Genomic DNA, 16,879 nt, shown 5'->3' with positions numbered 1-16,879 from the left:
GATGTATGCCTGGATCTGGCGCAAGCTGCCCTTCGGCCTGTGGGGCAAGCTGACCGGTTCGCTCGCGCTGGCCACGATGGTCGGCGCGCTGCTCTGGTACGTGGTCTTCCCGTGGGCGACGCCGCTGCTGCCGTTCGACGACGTGCAGGTGGGGACGGGCACCGAGCAGAGTGGCCCGGCGCAGCAGGACCCGAACGCGGTGCCCGGCGACGACTCGCTGCTCGGGCCGGACGAGATCCCGTACGACGTGCAATCGAACGAACCCCATCCTTCTGCCAGCTAGGTGCAGCCGTGCGCATTCTCGTGATCGACAACTACGACTCATTCGTCTTCAACCTGGTGCAGTACCTGGGCCAGCTGGGTGCGGAGTGCGAGGTCCGGCGCAACGACGAGATCACGGTGGCCGAGGTCGCCGATTTCGGCGCCGCCGGGGTGCTGCTCTCCCCCGGACCGGGTACGCCGGAACGCGCCGGCATCATGATGGACGTCATCAAGGAGTACGCGGGCAAGCTGCCCATGTTCGGCGTCTGCCTCGGCCACCAGGCGATCGGGGCGGCGTTCGGTGGCACCGTCACCCGCGCCCCCGAGCTGCTGCACGGCAAGACCTCCACGGTGCAGCACAAGGGTGTCGGCGTGCTGGCCGGCCTCCCCGACCCGTTCACCGCGACCCGCTACCACTCGCTCGCCGTCCTGCCGGAGACCCTGCCGGAGGAGATCGAGGTGACCGGCTGGACGGAGTCCGGCGTGGTCATGGCGATGCGGCACCGCACCCTGCCGATCGAGGGCGTGCAGTTCCACCCCGAGTCGGTGCTGACCGAGGGCGGCCACACCATGCTGGCGAACTGGCTGGCGGCGTGCGGCCTGCCGGCGGCGCTGGAACGCGCGCCGGAGCTCGCCGCCGAGGTGGAGACCCGCCGACGTTCGGCGTTCGCCACCGCCTGATCCCGCACCCGCCGACGAGAAAGCCCGGACGCAGCTCGCGTCCGGGCTCTTCCGTGCTTGTGGTCTCAGCGGTTGATCAGGCCGCCCAGCGTGCCCTGGTCGCCGGTGCCGCCGCCGTCGCCGCCCGGCGGGTCGGGGACGGTCGGGTCCGGCGAGCCGGAGCCGTCGGGATCCGGGATCTGCTCGCTGATGACGGTCAGGGTGATCTTGGTGCCCTTGGAGCGCTTCTGCTTGGCGTCCGGGGTCTGCGAGACCACCTGTCCGGGCGTGCCCTGCTCGTCCGACTGCTCGGTCACGATGTTGGTGAAGCCCGCGTTCTGCAGCAGCGCCCGGGCCAGTTCCTCGGACTTGCCGACCACGTTCGGCACCTCGATCAGGTTGCCCCGGGAGATCTTGACGGTGATCTCGGTGCCCGGCTTGACCTGCTGGCCTTCCTTCTCGACGTCGATGACCCGACCGGCCGGCTGGTCGCTGCTCTCCTCGACGAACTTCGGGTCCAGTTTGGCGTCGCGCAGGGCGGACTCGGCGTTGTCCCGGGTGCTGCCGACCAGGTTGCTGGGCACCCTGGTGAGCGCCGGGCTGCTGCACATGTTCAGGACGACGGGGGTGTTGACCGGCAGCGTCGCGTTCGGCTCCGGCGTCTGCCTCTCGACCTTGTTCTTGCAGTCGTCCGTCTCGATCGAGTCGCCGACCGTGATGTCCTGGAAGCCCGCCTTGGTGAGCTTGTCCCGGGCTTCGCTCTCCGACAGGTTGGTCACCTTCGGCACCGCGGCGTTCGCCACCGGGTCGGGTTCCTTGTCCTGCTGCGACAGCATCAGCCCGATGCCCAGGGCCACGACGGCGAGCACGCCGAGCGCGGCCAGCACCGCCATCACCCAGGACGACGTCTTGCGTTCCGGCGGCCGCGGGCCCCGCGGGCCGACGCCGGCCGGGATCGGCCGGGTCATCGCCGTCTGCTGGTGCATCGGCGGGCCGGACATCGCCATCGTCTCGGCCTCGGACATCACCGGGGTGGCCAGGACCGGCCGGCCGGCGACCGCGCGCAGGGCGTCGGCGCGCATCTCCTGCGCGCTCTGGTAGCGGTTGAGCGGGTTCTTGGCCAGCGCCTTCAGCACGATCGCGTCGACGTCCGGCGGGACGTCGCGGTTGATGTCGCTCGGCGCCTTGGGGTCCTCGCGGACGTGCTGGTAGGCGACGCTGACCGGGCTGTCCCCGACGAACGGCGGGTGCCCGACCATGAGCTCGAACAGCACACAACCGGCGGCGTACACGTCCGAGCGGGCGTCCACGGACTCACCGCGGGCCTGCTCGGGTGACAGGTACTGGGCCGTGCCGATGACCGCGCTGGTCTGCGTCATCGTGGTGGCACCGCTGGCCAGGGCCCGCGCGATGCCGAAGTCCATGACCTTGACCTGGCCGTTCTGGGTGATCATCACGTTGCCGGGCTTGATGTCCCGGTGGATGATCCCGTGCCGGTGGCTGAACTCCAGCGCGGCGCAGATGTCAGCGATGATCTCGAGCGCGCGGCGCGGCTGGAGCCGCTGCTCGGCGGCGAGAACCTCCTTGAGGGTACGGCCGTTGACGAACTCCATGACGATGAAGGGCAGCTTCTCGCCGGTCGACGACACCTCCTCGCCGGTGTCGTAGACGGCCACGATCGCCGGGTGGTTCAGCGCCGCCGAGTTCTGCGCCTCGCGGCGGAAGCGCTCCTGGAAGGTGGCGTCCCGGGCCAGGTCGGTGCGCAGCATCTTGATCGCGACGTCCCGGCCGAGGCGCAGGTCCCGGCCCTTGTGCACCTCAGCCATGCCGCCGTAGCCGAGCAGCTCGCCGACCTGGTACCTGCCACCGAGCAGGCGGGCCTGCGCCGTCATAGCGTCTGTCGTCCTTCGGTCGCGTGGTTCAGGCTGAGCGGAGCCGCAGCCTGCTTCGTAAGACGGTACGACGCCACCGGCGCCCGTGGCTCGATCGAGCCCGCTTGCACGGTCGTGGCAGGCGGGCCGCCCTCGCCCATCGCGGCGTTCCCCTGCTTGAGCAGGAACGAGATGACCCCGGCGCAGAGCAGCACCAGCAGCGCGAGCACCACGGCCAGGACGATCAGCACCTGCCGGCCGCCGGAGCCGTCCGGCTGTTTGCCACCCTGCATCGGCTGCTGCTGCATCGGCGGCGCCGACGGATGCCGGTACGGCGGCTGACCGGACGGCACGGACGCGGCACCCCGCGCCTGCGCACCGGAGACCGGCCGGGGCACCGGCGGGTACGGCGGCCGAGCCTGACCCGAGACCGGATGTCCGGGCGGGCCGGACGAGGGCGCCCCGGAGTACGGCCGGTTCGCCACCGCGGGACCACCGGACTGCGGCCGGTTCATCGCCGGGCCGGGCGACTGGGCGCGCCCGGCCTGCGCGGAGCCGTTGACAGCCGGCTGGTGCACCTGGGTGGTCAGCGACGAGGCGGCCTGCCGGGCCACCGCGGCCATCGCCGAGGCGGTCGGCCAGCGGGCGCCCGGGTCCTTGGCCAGCGCCCGGTCCACAATGGCGCGGACCGCCGGCGGGATGTCGGAGGGCAGCGGCCGCGGGGTGTCCCGGACGTGCTTCATGGCGATCTCGATCGGCGTGGCGCCGTCGAACGGCCGGTGCCCGGAGAGGCACTGGTACGCGACCACGCCGAGCGCGTACACGTCGGAGGCGGCCGTGGCGACCGCGCCCGAGGCCTGCTCCGGCGAGATGTAGGAGGCCGTGCCCAGCACCGAGCCGGCCACGGTGAGCTGCCCGACCAGCGCGGACCGGGCGATGCCGAAGTCGGTGAGCACCAGCGTGCCGTTCGGGCGCACCAGCAGGTTGCCGGGCTTGACGTCGCGGTGCACGATGCCGTTCGCGTGCGCGGCCTGCAGCGCGTCGGCGGCCTGCGCCACCAGCGCCATGGTGCGGGCCGGGGTCAGCCGGCCGACCCGGCTCAGGGTGCGCGACAGCGCGTCGCCCTCGACGTACTCCATCACCAGGAAGGCGAGCTGCTGGTCGCTGCCGTAGTCGTAGACGTCGACCACGCCGGGGTGGTTGATCGTCGCCATGGTCCGGGCCTCGCCGCGGAACCGCTCGGCGAAGCCGGGCTCGTCCAGCAGGGCCGGGAGCAGGATCTTCACGGCGACCGTCCGGCCCAGCACCTCGTCGGTGCCGCGCCACACGTCGCCCATCCCGCCACCGGCGATCCGCTCGTCGAGGCGGTACCGGCCGCCGAGGGTGACCCCAGGGCTGATCATGTCAGTCCCCTCCCCGGCCCGCCGCGGCCTTCATGATGAGCCCGGCGATCCGGGCCGCCTCGGCACTGGCATGTCCGCCGGGCACGTTCTCCAGCATGACGCAGACCGCCGAGACTGCCTCACCCTTGTCGTTGTACGCGAACCCGACGAACCAGCCGTGGTCGTCGGCGTTCGGATCGTTCTGCGCCGTTCCGGTCTTGCCGCCGACCTCAAAACCGTTGATCTGGGCACGCTGGCCGGTGCCGTTCTCGACCACGCTCACCATCATCTCGCGCAGGTCGTTGGCGACCTGGCCGCTGATCGGCGTGCGCAGCGTCTGCGGGCTGGCGTTGTAGATCGGCCGGCGGTCGGGGCTGAGCTGCTGCTGGACCAGGTACGGCCGCATCTGCTTGCCACCGTTGGCGACCGTGGCCGCGATCAGCGCGCCCTGCATGGTCGTCATCCGGACGTCCTTCTGCCCGATCGACGACTGGGCCAGCCCGGCCAGGTCGGCGCTGCCGTCCGGGTTGGCGATGTCACCCATCCGGCTCGCCGCGACCGGGATGCCCGCGCCCTTGAGGTTGCCGACCGTGAGGTCCTCCTGCTCGAAGCCCCAGTCCTGCGCCGCCTTCTTGATCTTGTCGCGGCCCAGCTTGACGCCGAGCTGGGCGTAGCCGGTGTTGCAGCTGTCGGTCAGCGCCTCCTTGAGGGTGACCCGCTCGCCGGGGCAGGTCTGGTCCTCGGAGTTCTTGATCGGCGCGCCGGAGCCGGGTGCGGTGTAGAGCCGGCCGGCCGGGATCTCGGTGGTCTGGTCGTAGCCGTTCTGCAGCGCGGCGGCGGAGACGATCACCTTGAACGTGGAGCCGGGCGGGTAGGTCTCGGCCACCGCGCGGTTGAGCAGCGGCTTGTCCTTGTCCTTGTTCAGCTCGTTGTACGCCGCGGCGGCGGCCTTGGTGTCGTGGCTCGCCATCGGGTTCGGGTCGAAGCTGGGGAACGACGCCATCGCCTGCACCGCGCCGGTCCGCGGGTCGATGGCGATCGCGGAGCCCTTCTTGGCGCCGCGCTCGTTGTTGGTGAGCTGCTTCCAGGCCGTTTCCTGGGCCTTGCGCTTGATCGACAGCACGATGTTGCCGCCGCCGGCCTGGTCGCCGGTGAACATGGCGCTGACCCGGTCGGCGAAGAGCTTGTCGCTGGCGCCGGAGAGGAACTCGTTCTCGGTGCGCTCGATGCCGACCTCGGCGATGTTGACCGGCTTGTAGCCGACGATCGGCGCGTAGACCTGCTTCTCCGGATACTGCCGCAGGTACTTCAGCGTGTCGTCGGTCAGTTTGTTCTGCGCGAGGGCCTGGCCGTCCGCCTCGATGATCCCGCGCGGCACTTCATATTCGGCCACGGTGACGCGGCCGTTGTAGTCGCTGGTGCGGTAGGCGTCGGCCTTGTAGCCCTGCACCCAGTTCAGGTTGGCGAAGAGCAGGCCGAACAGGACGAGGATGACCACGCCGGCCTTGCGCAGGGGTGCGTTCACGGCTTGATCACCTCCGTCATGGCGCCGTGCAGCTGGGCGGGTGGTTGCTTCGGTGCACCGGCATGTGCCGCCGGACCTGCCGCCGCGGGTCTGCGCGCGGCGTCGGAGATCCGCAGCAGCATCGCGACGAGCAGCCAGTTCGCCATGAGCGACGAACCGCCGGAGGACAGGAACGGCGTGGTCTGACCGGTCAGCGGGATCAGCCCGGTGATGCCACCAAGGATGACGAAGACCTGCAAGCCCAGCGTGAACGCGAGGCCGCCGGCGACCAGCTTGCCGAAGGAGTCCCGGACGCCGAGCGCCGCGCGCAGGCCGCGCTCGACGATCAGCAGGTAGCAGACCAGCAGCGCGGAGAGGCCGAACAGGCCGATCTCCTCGCCCATGCCGGCGAAGATGAAGTCGTTGCGCACCTCGGGCACGAACCCGGGTGAGCCGGCGCCCGGGCCGGTGCCGAACAGGCCGCCGGTGCCGAGCCCGAGCAGGCCCTGGACCAGCTGGTAACTGCCGCCGATCCGGTCGTAGTTCTCCGACGCGAACGGGTCGAGCCAGACCGTGGCCCGGTCGTAGAAGTTGGCGAACGGGCCGCCGACCGACGCGCCCAGCAGATAGGCCACGTAGACGCCGCCGAAGAACATCACCAGGCCGATGAGCAGCCAGCTGACCCGTTCGGTGGCGACGTAGAGCGTCACCACGAACAGGCCGAAGTAGAGCAGCGCGGTGCCGAGGTCCTTCTCGAAGACGAGGACCAGCAGGGAGAGCAGCCACACGGTGATGACCGGGCCGAGGTCGCGGCCGCGCGGGAAGTCGATGCCGAGGAAGCGGCGGCTGGCCAGCGACAGCACCTCGCGCTTGCGGACCAGGTAGTAGGCGAAGAACGAGACCAGCGCCAGCTTGGCGAACTCACCGGGCTGGATGGAGAACCCGCCCACCTTGATCCACAGCTTCGCGCCGTTGATCTCGGAGAACCGGCCCGGCAGCACCGCCGGGATCATCACCAGGACGATGCCGACCAGGCCGAGTGTGTACGCGTACCGCGAGACGGCCTTGTGGTCGCGGACGACCAGCAGCAGCACCGCCGCCAGCACCAGGGCGGCCAGCGTCCAGGCCAGCTGACGGCCGCCGACGCCGGCGAAGATGCCCGGTTCGGGCTGCTTGTCCGCGATGGACTTGGCCAGGTCCAGCCGGCGCAGGAAGCCGACGCCGAGGCCGTTGATCAGCGCCACCGTCGGGATCAGCACCGGGTCGGCGTACGGCGCGATGAAGCGCACGACCAGGTGCAGGGCGACGAACAGGACACTCAGCAGCGCGGCGGGCACCCAGAAGGTCGGCGTGATCCGGTCGAACTGGTTGGCCTCGACCGTGGCGCCGTACGCCGCCACGATGATCATCGCCAGCGCGAGCAGTCCCAGTTCCGCGTTGCGCCCGGTCTTCGTGCCCGGGACACGCGGCATCTCACCCGTGGTCGCGGGTGTGGGAGCCGGAAGGGCGGGCGCGGTCAAGAAGGAGTCCCCAGACTTCGGTGAGCGGACGCTCAGTCGACGGGCCGGCACCCGACCGGGTCGACGACCGGCGGGGCAGACTCCGAGGGCGGGGCGTCCGGCGTGATGGCGGGCGTGGGCGCCGACGCCGACGTGGTGGTGAGCCGTCCCGGGGCCGACGATTTGGCCGCGGACGGCGCGCCGGACGGTGACACCGGCGCCGACACCGACGGCGCGGCGCTGCCGGCCACGCAGATCGGCTTCAGGTTGGGGTTGGACGGCTCGTCGCTGGTCAGCTCCTGCAGCCTCCGCTGGGCGTCGGGCTGGCTGTCGGCATGGATGCCCTGCTTGACCCGGTCCTGCGCGACCGACGTGAGGTCGTCCAGGCGAGCCGGGCTGACCTCGTGCACGCTGGAGAGGTCGAGGCCGGCGATCTGGCCGGGCACCCCGCGGAAGATCGCGAGCTGGCCCTGCTCGGTGGCGCCGACGTAGTACTGGTCCTGGGTGTACTGCCAGCCCAGGTACAGACCGCCGCCGAGCACGCTCAGCAGCAGGAGCAGCAACAGGCTGGTCCGTACCGGATGCCGCTTGGGCTGCTGCTCCGGCTCCTCGCGGTCGTACGCCGGGCCGGGCTGCGCGGGCCGTGGCGGCGCCTGCAGGGCGGCCGCGCGAGCAGCCGCGCTGGAAGCATCCGCGACAGTGGAGTTGCCCCGGTCCCGGGCGGCCGCGCCGCCGACGATCGGGGCCTGCTCGACGATGTCCGCGTCGGTCGCGTCGGCCACCACCACGGTGATGTTGTCCGGCCCGCCGCCGCGCAGCGCGAGCTGCACGAGCCGCTCGACGCACGCCTGCGGGTCGTGGATGTCCCGCATGCTCTCGCCGATGGTCTCGGCGCTGACGACGCCGGAGAGGCCGTCGCTGCAGATGAGGTAGCGGTCGCCCTTGAGGACCTGGCGGACCGAATACTCCGGGTCGATGTCCCGGCCGTCGAGCGCGCGGGTGAGCAGCGAGCGCTGCGGGTGGCTGCTCGCCTCCTCCGGACTGATCCGGCCCTCGTCGACCAGCATCTGTACGTAGGTGTCGTCCTTGGTGATCTGGGCGAACTCACCCTGGCGGAGCATGTAGGCGCGCGAGTCGCCGATGTGCACCATGCCGATCTTGCTGCCGGAGAAGAGCACCGCGGTCAGCGTGGTGCCCATCCCCTCCAGATGCGGATTGGCGTCGACGGTGTCGCGCAGGGTCTGGTTGGCCGTGCCCACGGCATGCCGGAGGGCGTCCACCAGCGCATCGCCGGGGACGTCCTCGTCGAGCGGAGCCATGGCCGCGATGACGATGTTGCTGGCGACGTCACCGGCGGCCATGCCGCCCATGCCGTCGGCGACGGCAAGGAGCCGCGGTCCGGCGTAGACGGAGTCTTGATTTCCGTCTCGGATCAGACCGCGGTCGCTCTGGGCGGCGTAGCGCAGGGTCAGGGTCATGGCCGTAACTCGAGTGAAGTGCGGCCGATCCGGATCGGCACGCCAAGGGGGACGGGAGTAGGTCCGGAGACCTTACCGCGATCGAGATAGGTGCCGTTCGTCGAGCCGAGGTCCTCGACGAACCACTGACCGTCCCGCGGCACGAGCCGGGCGTGCCGAGCCGACGCGAAGTCGTCCGTGATGACCAGCGTCGAGTCCTCCGCCCGTCCAATAGTGATCTGAGCCTCACCGAGAGTGATTCGGGTGCCGGCCAGCTGGCCGGCCGTCACCACCAGCTGCCGGGCAGCCTTGCCCCGCTTCGCCTTCGCCGGGCGGCCCTGCGGCACCACGCCGCCCACACCTCGCGGCGCGGCGACGAGACTCTTGGACCGGACCCCGGCAAAGAGGTCCTTCCGGATGACTCCCACCACCGTGAACACGAAGATCCACAGCAGTATCAGGAAGCCGAAGCGGGCGACGGTGAGGACAAATTCTGGCAAGGTGCCTAGCCGTCCACTCGGAACGTCAGGGTGGTCGTCCCCAACTGGATCATGTCGCCCGGGTTGAGCGCCACGGCCGACACGCGCTGGCCGTTGACCATCGTGCCGTTCGTCGAGCCCAGGTCGGTCAGCACGACCTGACTGCCGTCGTAGTCCAGCCGGGCGTGGCGACGCGAGATGCCGACATCCGGCAGCCTCAGGTTCGCCTGGTCCCCACGGCCGATCACCGTGGAACCCATCTGCAGCGGGTATGTGCGACCGTCGCCGGAGACCAGGCCGACGTTGCGCCCGTTGTGCCCTCCGTGCGGCGGGTAGCCACCCTGCTGCTGCTCGTACGGCGAATACGCCGGCGCCGCGTCATAGGCGGGCTGTTGCACCGGGGCGACCTCGCCGCCGGTGTACACCTCCGCCGTGACCCGGAACATGCCGGTATCGAGCCCGTCACCGCGCTCGATCTCGACTATGACGTCGCCGTAAACCGTCCAGGCCTGCTCGCCGATGAACTCCGCCTGCGACTGGGCCAGTTCCTGGGCCAGTGCAGCGGCGTACGGCGCCAGCCTGCTGTGGTCGTACGGCGAGAGATCGATCACGTAGCGGTTCGGCACCAAGGTGCGACCACCAGCGAGGATAGCCTTGTGCGCCTCGGCCTCCCGCTGCATGGCATTAAGAATCTCCACCGGGTGCACGACACCCTTGAACACCTTCGCGAAGGCACCCTCGACCAGGCCTTCCAACCGCTTCTCAAAGCGCTGCAGCACGCTCACCGGCTCCTCCTCGGGTTCCGAGGACATGATGGTATCCGGCCGCCGCTTCCGCATCTCTGCGAAGAGCCGCCGGTCGCTCCTGACCCTCGTATTGCGTCCCCTGACGCCGTGCTAGTCTTCCCTGGCGTCAAGGGCAGTATCTGCTCGTGGTGCAACGAGGGACAGCGTAGTCTGTTCCGGCTAACTGAATGCCACGGGGATGTGGCGGAATGGCAGACGCGCACGGTTCAGGTCCGTGTGTCCGAAAGGACGTGGGGGTTCAACTCCCCCCATCCCCACGAGACGCCTAGGCGCCCTCTGCCCGCGGACAGCGCGGGCCGGGGGCGTCTCGTCATGTCTGCTCCGGGGCCGAGCCCCCGGAAGCCCCGCGTTGCGGTGGGCGCGGCGGCCGCTTCGGTTGCGCTTTTGGCTGCGCTTTGGTTGCGCAGAGCGTTACCGCATCGGTACGCAATTGCGTCCTCTGTTGTTCCTCCTCCGTGGCTCTCCCGGGTTTGTGCCTTACTCCTCGGGTGACAGCGGAGCGTGAGGGTGGTCGCGTTATGCTCTCGACTGGTTTTGCCCCCGAGACCCACTGGAGAGTTTGCTCGTGGCCGTCGCCCTGGTAACCGGATCAGGTGGTCTCATCGGCTCCGAGGCGGTTCGGCACTTCGCCGGGCTCGGCCTGGAGGTCGTCGGGATCGACAACGACATGCGGCAGGAGTTCTTCGGCGCCGAGGCGTCGACGGCCTGGAACGTGCAGCAGCTCACCGCGGACCTCGGGTCGGCGTACTCGCACCACGGGGTCGACATCCGGGATCGGGACTCGCTGGGCAAGATCTTCAAGAAGTACGGCAAGGACATCGCGGTGGTCATCCACACCGCGGCGCAGCCGTCGCACGACTGGGCCGTACGCGACCCGTTCACCGACTTCGACGTGAACGCCGGCGGCACCCTCAACCTGCTGCAGAACACCCGCGAGCACTGCATCGAGGCGCCGTTCATCCACTGCTCCACCAACAAGGTGTACGGCGACACCCCCAACCGGCTCCCGCTGATCGAGCAGGAGACCCGCTGGGAGATCGACCCGGCGCACCCGTACGCGGACGGCATCACCGAGGACATGTCGATCGACCACTGCCTGCACTCGGTGTTCGGCGCGTCGAAGGTCGCCGCCGACGTGATGGCCCAGGAGTACGGCCGCTACTTCGGGATGAAGACGGCGATCTTCCGGGGCGGCACGCTCACCGGCCCGGCCCACTCGGCCACCGAACTGCACGGCTTCCTCGGGTACGTGATGCGGGCGAACATGGAGCGGCGGCTCTACCGGATCTTCGGCTACAAGGGCAAGCAGGTCCGCGACGCCATCCACAGCCACGACGTGCTCAGCGCGTTCGAGGCCTTCTTCCGTGCCCCGCGCTCGGCGGCCGTCTACAACCTCGGCGGCGGCCGGCACTCGAACTGTTCCAACCTCGAGGCCTTCGCGATGGCCGAGAAGATCAGCGGCACCGAGATGGTCACCGAGTACGTCGACGACAACCGGATCGGCGACCACCAGTGGTGGATCGGCTCGATGGCGGCGTTCCAGGCCGACTACCCGCAGTGGAAGCAGGTCTACGACGTCCCGATGATCCTCCAGGAGATCTACGAGGCCAACGTCGACAAGTGGGTGCCGCAGTCGTGACCACCGGGGGTAAGCAGAACGTCCTCGGCGTGCTCGTCGACGCCACCGACTACGAGACGGCGACGGCCCAGATCATCGAGGCCGCCCGCGAGCGCCGGCACTTCGCGGTGACCGCCCTGGCCGTGCACGGCGTGATGACCGGCGTGCAGGACCCGGCGCACAACGCCCGGCTCAACTCCTTCGACCTGGTCACCCCCGACGGCCAGCCGGTCCGCGGCGCGCTCAACCTGCTGCACCACGCGGGCCTGACCGACCGCGTCTACGGCCCCGAGCTCACCCTGCGCGTCGTGCGCCAGGCCGCGGCCGAGGGTCTGCCGGTCTACCTGTACGGCTCCACCGAGCCGACCCTGGAAAAGCTGGTGCCGGCGCTGGAGCGGTTGTTCCCGGCGCTGAAGATCGCCGGCGTCGAGGCGTCGAAGTTCCGCAGCGCCCGGCCCGGCGAGGACGTGGAGATCGCCGACCGGATCAAGGCGTCCGGCGCGCGGGTCGTGCTGGTCGGGCTCGGCTGCCCCCGCCAGGAGATCTTCACCTACGCGATGCGCCCGCTGCTCGACATGCCGCTGCTCGCGGTCGGTGCCGCCTTCGACTACCACGCCGGCCTGCTGAAGAACCCGCCCGCGTGGATGCAGAAGTACAGCCTCGAGTGGCTGTGGCGTCTCGGGTTGGAGCCCAAGCGGCTCTGGAAGCGGTACATCCTGCTGAACCCGGCGTACGTGTCCCGGCTGGCCGTGCAGAAGGCCGGGCTGTGGAAGGCGACGCCGCCGGCACCGGCGACCGAGCCGGTGACCACCTTCGCGGTCTGACCCCGCCGCCGGGACGGTGCCGGGGTCTCGCGGCGTCACCACCGGAAACCCCGGCCGACCTCCCCAGGTCGGGTCCGTGCGACGCACCGATGCATCGGTGCCGTCTGGCACCCGACACTAGGACACAGGTCACGGCCGCAACAGGGGGCAATGTCCCCTTCGCCCAATGGGATGAGGTCGCTGCGTAAGAACGCGACCACGCAAGGTAACCGGTCAACCCCTACGGGTTCCCGGTCCGGGCATATCCCGGTTTTGCTCGTTGCGGCACAGGTGAAGTCTGTGAATGTGAACACCGCAACGGATCTCGTCCTGATCGGCGCACTCGCCGGCGTCTGGCTCACCGCCGGGCTGCTCGCGGACGCCCTGCCGGGCGCTCGCACGGCTCGTGAGTTGCGCCGGCGCGCCCGCACACTGTCCATGCTGGTCGGTGGCGGGGTCGCGGTGTTCATCGCCGTGCCGCTGGTCACCGGCATCCTGCCCGGCACCTCGGCGGCTCCCGCGGCCGCTGTGCTGCCCGCCGTACCCGCGTTGGTCGTGGTGCTGGTGACCGCGCGTCGCCTCGCCCAGGTCCGGCGCGGCGCGGGCGCGTTCGCCACCGCGCCGCTGACACCGGCGCCGCCGGCGCTGCGGGCCGCCGCCGCGCACCCGCTGGTCGCGACGCCGCTGCAGATCACCGGACTGGCCGCGCTGGCCGGGCTGCCGATCGCGGCCGGCGTGATCGACGTGCCGGGCACCCAGGTCGCGGGGATCGTGCTGACCGTCGTCGGGGTGGCGGTGCTGGCCCTCGGCATCCGGCACGCGATCCGGCACAGCCGGCTGAACGTCACGGTCTTCGCGCCGATCGGCAAGGTCCGGCTCCGGGCCGTGCCGTCCCGCCCGAGCTCGGCGGAGTCCTACACCGCACTGCCGCTCGAGAGCGACCCGGCAGAGCAGCCCTACGCCACCACCGGCCACCGAGCCGCCTGACTGCTTCACCCCCGCCCGGCGGCAGGTCCCGCTACTTGCGCTTGGCTTCCTGCACATAGAGCAGTTCCAGGATGGACCGCGCGGCCTCGAACCAGCGGTCCAGCCACCCCGAGTCCGGCATCGTGCCGCGGACCGGCAGCTCCAGCAGCAACCCGCGCAGCAGTGGGTGATCCGCCATCGACTGGGAGCTGCCCGCGTCGACCCAGGCGCCGCTGGTCGGGAACACCGGCTCGGTCAGCCCCTGGAGATCCAGCGAGGGCAGCTTGGCCGCCCGGTCCAGCGCGCTGGTCGGCTCGATCGGCGTGCGGGTCGGCAGGCCGGACAGACTCGATCCGCCGCTGCCCCGCGAGACCAGCTCACCGTCGCCGTGCTCCGCGGCCAGGGCCGCATCCCGCCGGGTCTGCCGGTACGCGCTCACGCCCCCACTGAAGCGGTCCTGCGCGGTCGCGGATCCGTTGCTGAGGTTGTCGGAACCAATCGTCATCTGCTCGCCTTGCCTCGCTCGTAAGGATGGCCTGCCCGCACCGTCACGCGAGGGGGACGGTCAGCCGTACGGGCCGACGGTGTTCGGGGCGCGCGGTCCGGTCCGCGCTTAGAGCGTTCAACGAGGCGGCCCCCGAATGGGCGACGGCGCAAAGGTGGCCAAATGCGACGACCGCCCCCACGTTTGCGGCGGGGGCGGTCTCAGGGTGTCAGGCGCTACCGGTCGAACTCGCCGTCCTTGGCGCCTCCGACGAAGGCGTCCCACTCGGCACTCGTGAAGATCAGCGCGGGCCCGCTGGGGTTCTTGGAATCCCGGACCGCGATGGCCTCGTCAACGAAGGCCACCTCGACGCAGTTGTCGCAGTTCGGACCGCTGCGCGTGCTCTTGAACCACTGGGCGCGGTTCAGGTCGATCCGGAAACCTTTGGTCTCAACTTCCACAATGGCTCCTCTGCCAGCATAACGATCATGTCTCTGGACTCCTCGGGTGAGAGGGCCGACGATCGGATGGTGTCGAAGATCGAGTTGTACTTGCGGAGTTCATCGCTCTTCTCCAGAAAGAGCCCGCCGGTCGCGTTCTCGGCGAACACCACATTGGGATCTTCAGCATCAGGGAAGTCGAGGATCGCGAATGTGCCGTCCATGCCGGCGTGGGCACCCGCCGCGAACGGCAGGATCTGCAGGGTCACGTTCGGCAGCCGGGTCGCCTCGATCAATCGGAGCAATTGATCTCGCATGACCGCGTCGCCGCCGACCGGGCGACTTACCACCGCTTCATCGAGCACCACCTGAAGATCGATCGGATCGTCCTGAATCAATAACGCTTGGCGAGCCATTCGGACGCGTACCCGTTGCTCTATTTCTCGGTCGGTGTCACCCAGTCGAGCGGCCCTGATCATCGCTATTGCGTACTTATCGGTCTGAAGCAGACCCGGAATTACCTGCTGCTCGTAGGCCCGGATGGACCGGGCAGCCGCTTCCAGCCCGACGTACGCGCCGGTGAGGACCGGGCTGAATGGGTGCCACCATCCTTTTTGCCGAGCTTCGCGGGATATCTGCACGAGTTCTTCTGATTCGATGCCATTGATGCCGTAAACGTCCAGCATGTCCTTTACGTCGCGGGGCGTGGCGCTCGTGTGGCCGGTCTCGATTCTGGACACCTTGGACGGTGAACAGCCGAGACGCTCGGCCACCACGTCGATGGTCACGCCGGCTGCGTCGCGGTATCTGCGGAGCTCAGCACCGAGTCGGCGGCGGCGGATGGTGGGGCTGCGGCGCGGATTCACGCTCACCTCCGGGCTGCGTGGCATCATGCGACCGGACGGCACAGGGGTCCGCCGTACGGCGTTGTCGGCTTCAGTCTCTCTGTTGATCTCTTGATCCTTCAAGCGTCCACAGTGATCGTTTAGTCACTTTCGGCTGACCTGCAACTTGCATCGACTAGCCTCGTGGTGCAATCTTTCCGTATGGCGCGCGTCACTTAGTGTTCTTGGCGGGCTCTGAGATACCGCGCCGACCAGTCAGCAATGCACTGAAAAGCCACGTCGTTCACTGGGGGACCGACCCCGACCGACTGTCCTCGAAGGACTTGACCGAGTCCAGGGAGCACCGGCGGGCCGGCAACGGCGCAACCGCACCACCGACGATGAATGGCACAATCGTTATGGTGCAAAGATGCACGAGCCGGGCACACTGGACCATCGGCGTTCACTGTGCGGCAAAGTGATATTTGCCCCTACTGGGTTCAGGACAGGAGATGACGTGCTTCCTCGGTCCGGCGATGTCATACATGTGACGAAGGCGGCCAGCGTCCAATTCGCGGCGCCGATGCTTTTCCGCGTCATCCGGGTGCACGACTGGCCGACCTACGAGGGTTGGATCTGGCTGGACGGCTACGAGCTCAACGCGTCCGGTGACGCCGTCGAGCGCCGCTCCATCTTCGTGCAGGTCAACGGCCTTCGGCAGATCGGCAAGGCGCCCGACCCGCGGACCCGCAACGGCCGGCAGCCAGGTCTCACCACGGGCGCCGTCCAGGCCCGGTCGCTGCGCGCCAACCGCTGACCCGGACCCCGTCAGCGGCCTCGCCCGGGTTCACCACCGGTGGACCCGGCAGCGACCTCGCCCGGGGTGACAGCCGTGGGTGAGGTCAGTCCTCTTCCTGCTGTCCGGTCGGCGTGGTTGTCGTCGGCTGCGTGGGCGGTGCCGGCTCCGTCGGCGCCGCCGCGATGATCAGCGCGATGACCGTGTCCGCCGGCACCTGCTGGCCCTCGGCCGGGTCGCTGTCGATCACCGTGCCGGGCGGAGAATCGCTGGTCACATAGCGCAGCCGGTAGTTCAGGCCCTTCCGGTCCAGCGCCGCGCGCGCCTCTTCCGAGGACAGACCCTTCAGCGCCGGCACCACGATGTCGTTCGGCACCGCGGTCGGCGTGGTGGCCGGCGGCGTTGTTGCCGGCGGCGTGGACGGCGGGGCGGTGGTCGGCTCGGTCGTCGCGGTGGTGGCGGGTGCCGCGGGCGAGGCGGTCACCCCCGGCGTGCTCGTGTCCTCCCCGCCGGCCTGCACGATCAGGTAGACGCCCCAGCCCAGCAGGCCCAGCAGCAGCAACCCGACGATGCCGACCGCGATCGGCGTCCACCACTTGCCGGGCGGCTCCTCGACCGGCACCGCCGACCAGTCGGTGCCGGCGAAGTCGTCCCCGTAGCGCGGCCGCACCCCGGCGCGGGCGGACCACACCGACTCCGTGTCGTCGGCCCAGTTGTCGGTGCTGCGGGGGTAACGCTCTGTGTGCGTACCGTCGGACGGCGCGGCGGGAAGCACGGAGGTCGCGTCGCCCCGCGGGGTCAGCTGGGTCGCGTCGTCGTCCGCGGCCGGGAGCAGCTCGGTGCTGTCCGCATCCGCGTCCGCGCGGGGCAGCTGCTCGGTCCGGTCCTCCTTTCGGGGACCGCCGATCGGGGGATTCTCCTGCTCGTCGGCGAACGGGAAGAACTCACCTGTCTCGTCAAGGCGGCGGCGCTGGTCGTCGTCGGACATCGCCGGGGTCCTCTCCGCTCGGGCGTCCCTCTGCCGCCAAC

The 16,879-nt window shown here is 69.8% G+C and carries 17 protein-coding genes and 1 tRNA gene; 7 read left to right on the top strand and 11 right to left on the bottom strand.

The window, feature by feature from the left end; translation table 11 throughout:
* Position 1: 1 nt before the first annotated feature.
* Both ACIBQZ_RS30330 and ACIBQZ_RS30325 read left to right on the top strand, forming a co-directional pair.
* The gene (locus ACIBQZ_RS30330; protein WP_396092226.1) at positions 2–283 is read left to right on the top strand and encodes a hypothetical protein; all 282 of its coding nucleotides are present in this window, start codon (positions 2–4) and stop codon (positions 281–283) included.
* A gap of 8 nt (positions 284–291) precedes the next feature.
* Complete coding sequence (locus ACIBQZ_RS30325) at positions 292–942, top strand: aminodeoxychorismate/anthranilate synthase component II (protein ID WP_396092225.1); 651 nt, start codon at positions 292–294, stop codon at positions 940–942.
* A gap of 65 nt (positions 943–1,007) precedes the next feature.
* Here ACIBQZ_RS30325 and pknB read toward each other — a convergent pair whose 3' ends face one another.
* The 7 genes from pknB to ACIBQZ_RS30290 all read right to left on the bottom strand — a co-directional run bounded on the left by pknB (position 1,008) and on the right by ACIBQZ_RS30290 (position 9,925).
* Positions 1,008–2,813: a Stk1 family PASTA domain-containing Ser/Thr kinase gene (gene pknB / locus ACIBQZ_RS30320; RefSeq protein ID WP_396092224.1), complete on the bottom strand. Its 1,806-nt coding sequence runs from the start codon at positions 2,811–2,813 to the stop codon at positions 1,008–1,010.
* Positions 2,810–4,195: a protein kinase gene (locus tag ACIBQZ_RS30315; protein ID WP_396092223.1), complete on the bottom strand. Its 1,386-nt coding sequence runs from the start codon at positions 4,193–4,195 to the stop codon at positions 2,810–2,812. The genes pknB and ACIBQZ_RS30315 overlap by 4 nt, the downstream gene beginning before the upstream one ends.
* A 1-nt stretch (position 4,196) precedes the next feature.
* Positions 4,197–5,699, bottom strand: coding sequence for a peptidoglycan D,D-transpeptidase FtsI family protein (locus ACIBQZ_RS30310; RefSeq protein ID WP_396092222.1), 1,503 nt, complete (start codon positions 5,697–5,699; stop codon positions 4,197–4,199).
* The gene (locus tag ACIBQZ_RS30305; protein WP_396092221.1) at positions 5,696–7,150 is read right to left on the bottom strand and encodes an FtsW/RodA/SpoVE family cell cycle protein; all 1,455 of its coding nucleotides are present in this window, start codon (positions 7,148–7,150) and stop codon (positions 5,696–5,698) included. Before ACIBQZ_RS30305 ends, ACIBQZ_RS30310 begins: the two co-directional genes overlap by 4 nt.
* An 80-nt stretch (positions 7,151–7,230) precedes the next feature.
* Entirely contained in the window at positions 7,231–8,655 is a 1,425-nt protein-coding gene (locus tag ACIBQZ_RS30300) for a protein phosphatase 2C domain-containing protein (protein WP_396092220.1), read from the bottom strand.
* Positions 8,652–9,134 carry an FHA domain-containing protein gene (locus ACIBQZ_RS30295; protein ID WP_396092219.1) on the bottom strand — a complete coding sequence of 161 codons (483 nt, stop codon included), beginning with the start codon at positions 9,132–9,134 and terminating at the stop codon, positions 8,652–8,654. Before ACIBQZ_RS30295 ends, ACIBQZ_RS30300 begins: the two co-directional genes overlap by 4 nt.
* Positions 9,135–9,139: 5 nt before the next feature.
* The gene (locus ACIBQZ_RS30290) at positions 9,140–9,925 is read right to left on the bottom strand and encodes an FhaA domain-containing protein (RefSeq protein ID WP_396092218.1); all 786 of its coding nucleotides are present in this window, start codon (positions 9,923–9,925) and stop codon (positions 9,140–9,142) included.
* A gap of 168 nt (positions 9,926–10,093) precedes the next feature.
* Between ACIBQZ_RS30290 and ACIBQZ_RS30285 the strand changes: the two genes are divergently transcribed.
* From ACIBQZ_RS30285 to ACIBQZ_RS30270, 4 genes are all read left to right on the top strand, one after another.
* Positions 10,094–10,176: transfer RNA gene (locus ACIBQZ_RS30285), tRNA-Leu, on the top strand.
* A gap of 308 nt (positions 10,177–10,484) precedes the next feature.
* Positions 10,485–11,558 carry an NAD-dependent epimerase/dehydratase family protein gene (locus tag ACIBQZ_RS30280; RefSeq protein WP_396092217.1) on the top strand — a complete coding sequence of 358 codons (1,074 nt, stop codon included), beginning with the start codon at positions 10,485–10,487 and terminating at the stop codon, positions 11,556–11,558.
* Complete coding sequence (locus ACIBQZ_RS30275; RefSeq protein ID WP_396092216.1) at positions 11,555–12,361, top strand: WecB/TagA/CpsF family glycosyltransferase; 807 nt, start codon at positions 11,555–11,557, stop codon at positions 12,359–12,361. Before ACIBQZ_RS30280 ends, ACIBQZ_RS30275 begins: the two co-directional genes overlap by 4 nt.
* 285 nt (positions 12,362–12,646) lie before the next feature.
* Complete coding sequence (locus ACIBQZ_RS30270) at positions 12,647–13,327, top strand: hypothetical protein (RefSeq protein WP_396092215.1); 681 nt, start codon at positions 12,647–12,649, stop codon at positions 13,325–13,327.
* 31 nt (positions 13,328–13,358) lie between these two features.
* On the opposite strand, the gene ACIBQZ_RS30265 is transcribed toward ACIBQZ_RS30270, so the two are convergent.
* From ACIBQZ_RS30265 to ACIBQZ_RS30255, 3 genes are all read right to left on the bottom strand, one after another.
* Positions 13,359–13,811: a hypothetical protein gene (locus ACIBQZ_RS30265; protein ID WP_396092214.1), complete on the bottom strand. Its 453-nt coding sequence runs from the start codon at positions 13,809–13,811 to the stop codon at positions 13,359–13,361.
* Positions 13,812–14,026: 215 nt separating this feature from the next.
* Positions 14,027–14,251 (bottom strand): DUF397 domain-containing protein, encoded by a 225-nt coding sequence (locus ACIBQZ_RS30260; protein WP_396092213.1) that lies wholly within the window; start codon positions 14,249–14,251, stop codon positions 14,027–14,029.
* Positions 14,215–15,096 (bottom strand): helix-turn-helix domain-containing protein, encoded by an 882-nt coding sequence (locus ACIBQZ_RS30255; RefSeq protein WP_396092309.1) that lies wholly within the window; start codon positions 15,094–15,096, stop codon positions 14,215–14,217. The genes ACIBQZ_RS30260 and ACIBQZ_RS30255 overlap by 37 nt, the downstream gene beginning before the upstream one ends.
* A gap of 541 nt (positions 15,097–15,637) precedes the next feature.
* Between ACIBQZ_RS30255 and ACIBQZ_RS30250 the strand changes: the two genes are divergently transcribed.
* The gene (locus tag ACIBQZ_RS30250) at positions 15,638–15,871 is read left to right on the top strand and encodes a hypothetical protein (RefSeq protein WP_396092212.1); all 234 of its coding nucleotides are present in this window, start codon (positions 15,638–15,640) and stop codon (positions 15,869–15,871) included.
* An 85-nt stretch (positions 15,872–15,956) separates the two neighbouring features.
* Here ACIBQZ_RS30250 and ACIBQZ_RS30245 read toward each other — a convergent pair whose 3' ends face one another.
* Positions 15,957–16,838, bottom strand: a complete 882-nt coding sequence (locus ACIBQZ_RS30245; protein WP_396092211.1) for a PASTA domain-containing protein — start codon at positions 16,836–16,838, stop codon at positions 15,957–15,959.
* Positions 16,839–16,879 lie beyond the last annotated feature (41 nt).

The sequence above is a fragment of the Actinoplanes sp. NPDC049599 genome (assembly GCF_044465625.1).
Taxonomy (GTDB): Bacteria; Actinomycetota; Actinomycetes; order Mycobacteriales; family Micromonosporaceae; genus Actinoplanes.
The sequence above is the reverse complement of the archived record's forward strand: the minus strand, read 5'-3'. Positions and strand labels throughout refer to the sequence as shown.

Excerpts from the sequence above, each read along its gene's own strand:
- ACIBQZ_RS30330 (WP_396092226.1), top strand. The coding sequence starts at position 2 with ATGTATGCCTGGATCTGGCGCAAGCTGCCCTTCGGCCTGTGGGGCAAG.
- pknB (WP_396092224.1), bottom strand. The coding sequence starts at position 2,813 with ATGACGGCGCAGGCCCGCCTGCTCGGTGGCAGGTACCAGGTCGGCGAG.
- ACIBQZ_RS30315 (WP_396092223.1), bottom strand. The coding sequence starts at position 4,195 with ATGATCAGCCCTGGGGTCACCCTCGGCGGCCGGTACCGCCTCGACGAG.
- ACIBQZ_RS30305 (WP_396092221.1), bottom strand. The coding sequence starts at position 7,150 with ATGCCGCGTGTCCCGGGCACGAAGACCGGGCGCAACGCGGAACTGGGA.
- ACIBQZ_RS30300 (WP_396092220.1), bottom strand. The coding sequence starts at position 8,655 with ATGACCCTGACCCTGCGCTACGCCGCCCAGAGCGACCGCGGTCTGATC.
- ACIBQZ_RS30290 (WP_396092218.1), bottom strand. The coding sequence starts at position 9,925 with ATGTCCTCGGAACCCGAGGAGGAGCCGGTGAGCGTGCTGCAGCGCTTT.
- ACIBQZ_RS30265 (WP_396092214.1), bottom strand. The coding sequence starts at position 13,811 with ATGACGATTGGTTCCGACAACCTCAGCAACGGATCCGCGACCGCGCAG.
- ACIBQZ_RS30250 (WP_396092212.1), top strand. The coding sequence starts at position 15,638 with ATGCTTTTCCGCGTCATCCGGGTGCACGACTGGCCGACCTACGAGGGT.
- ACIBQZ_RS30245 (WP_396092211.1), bottom strand. The coding sequence starts at position 16,838 with ATGTCCGACGACGACCAGCGCCGCCGCCTTGACGAGACAGGTGAGTTC.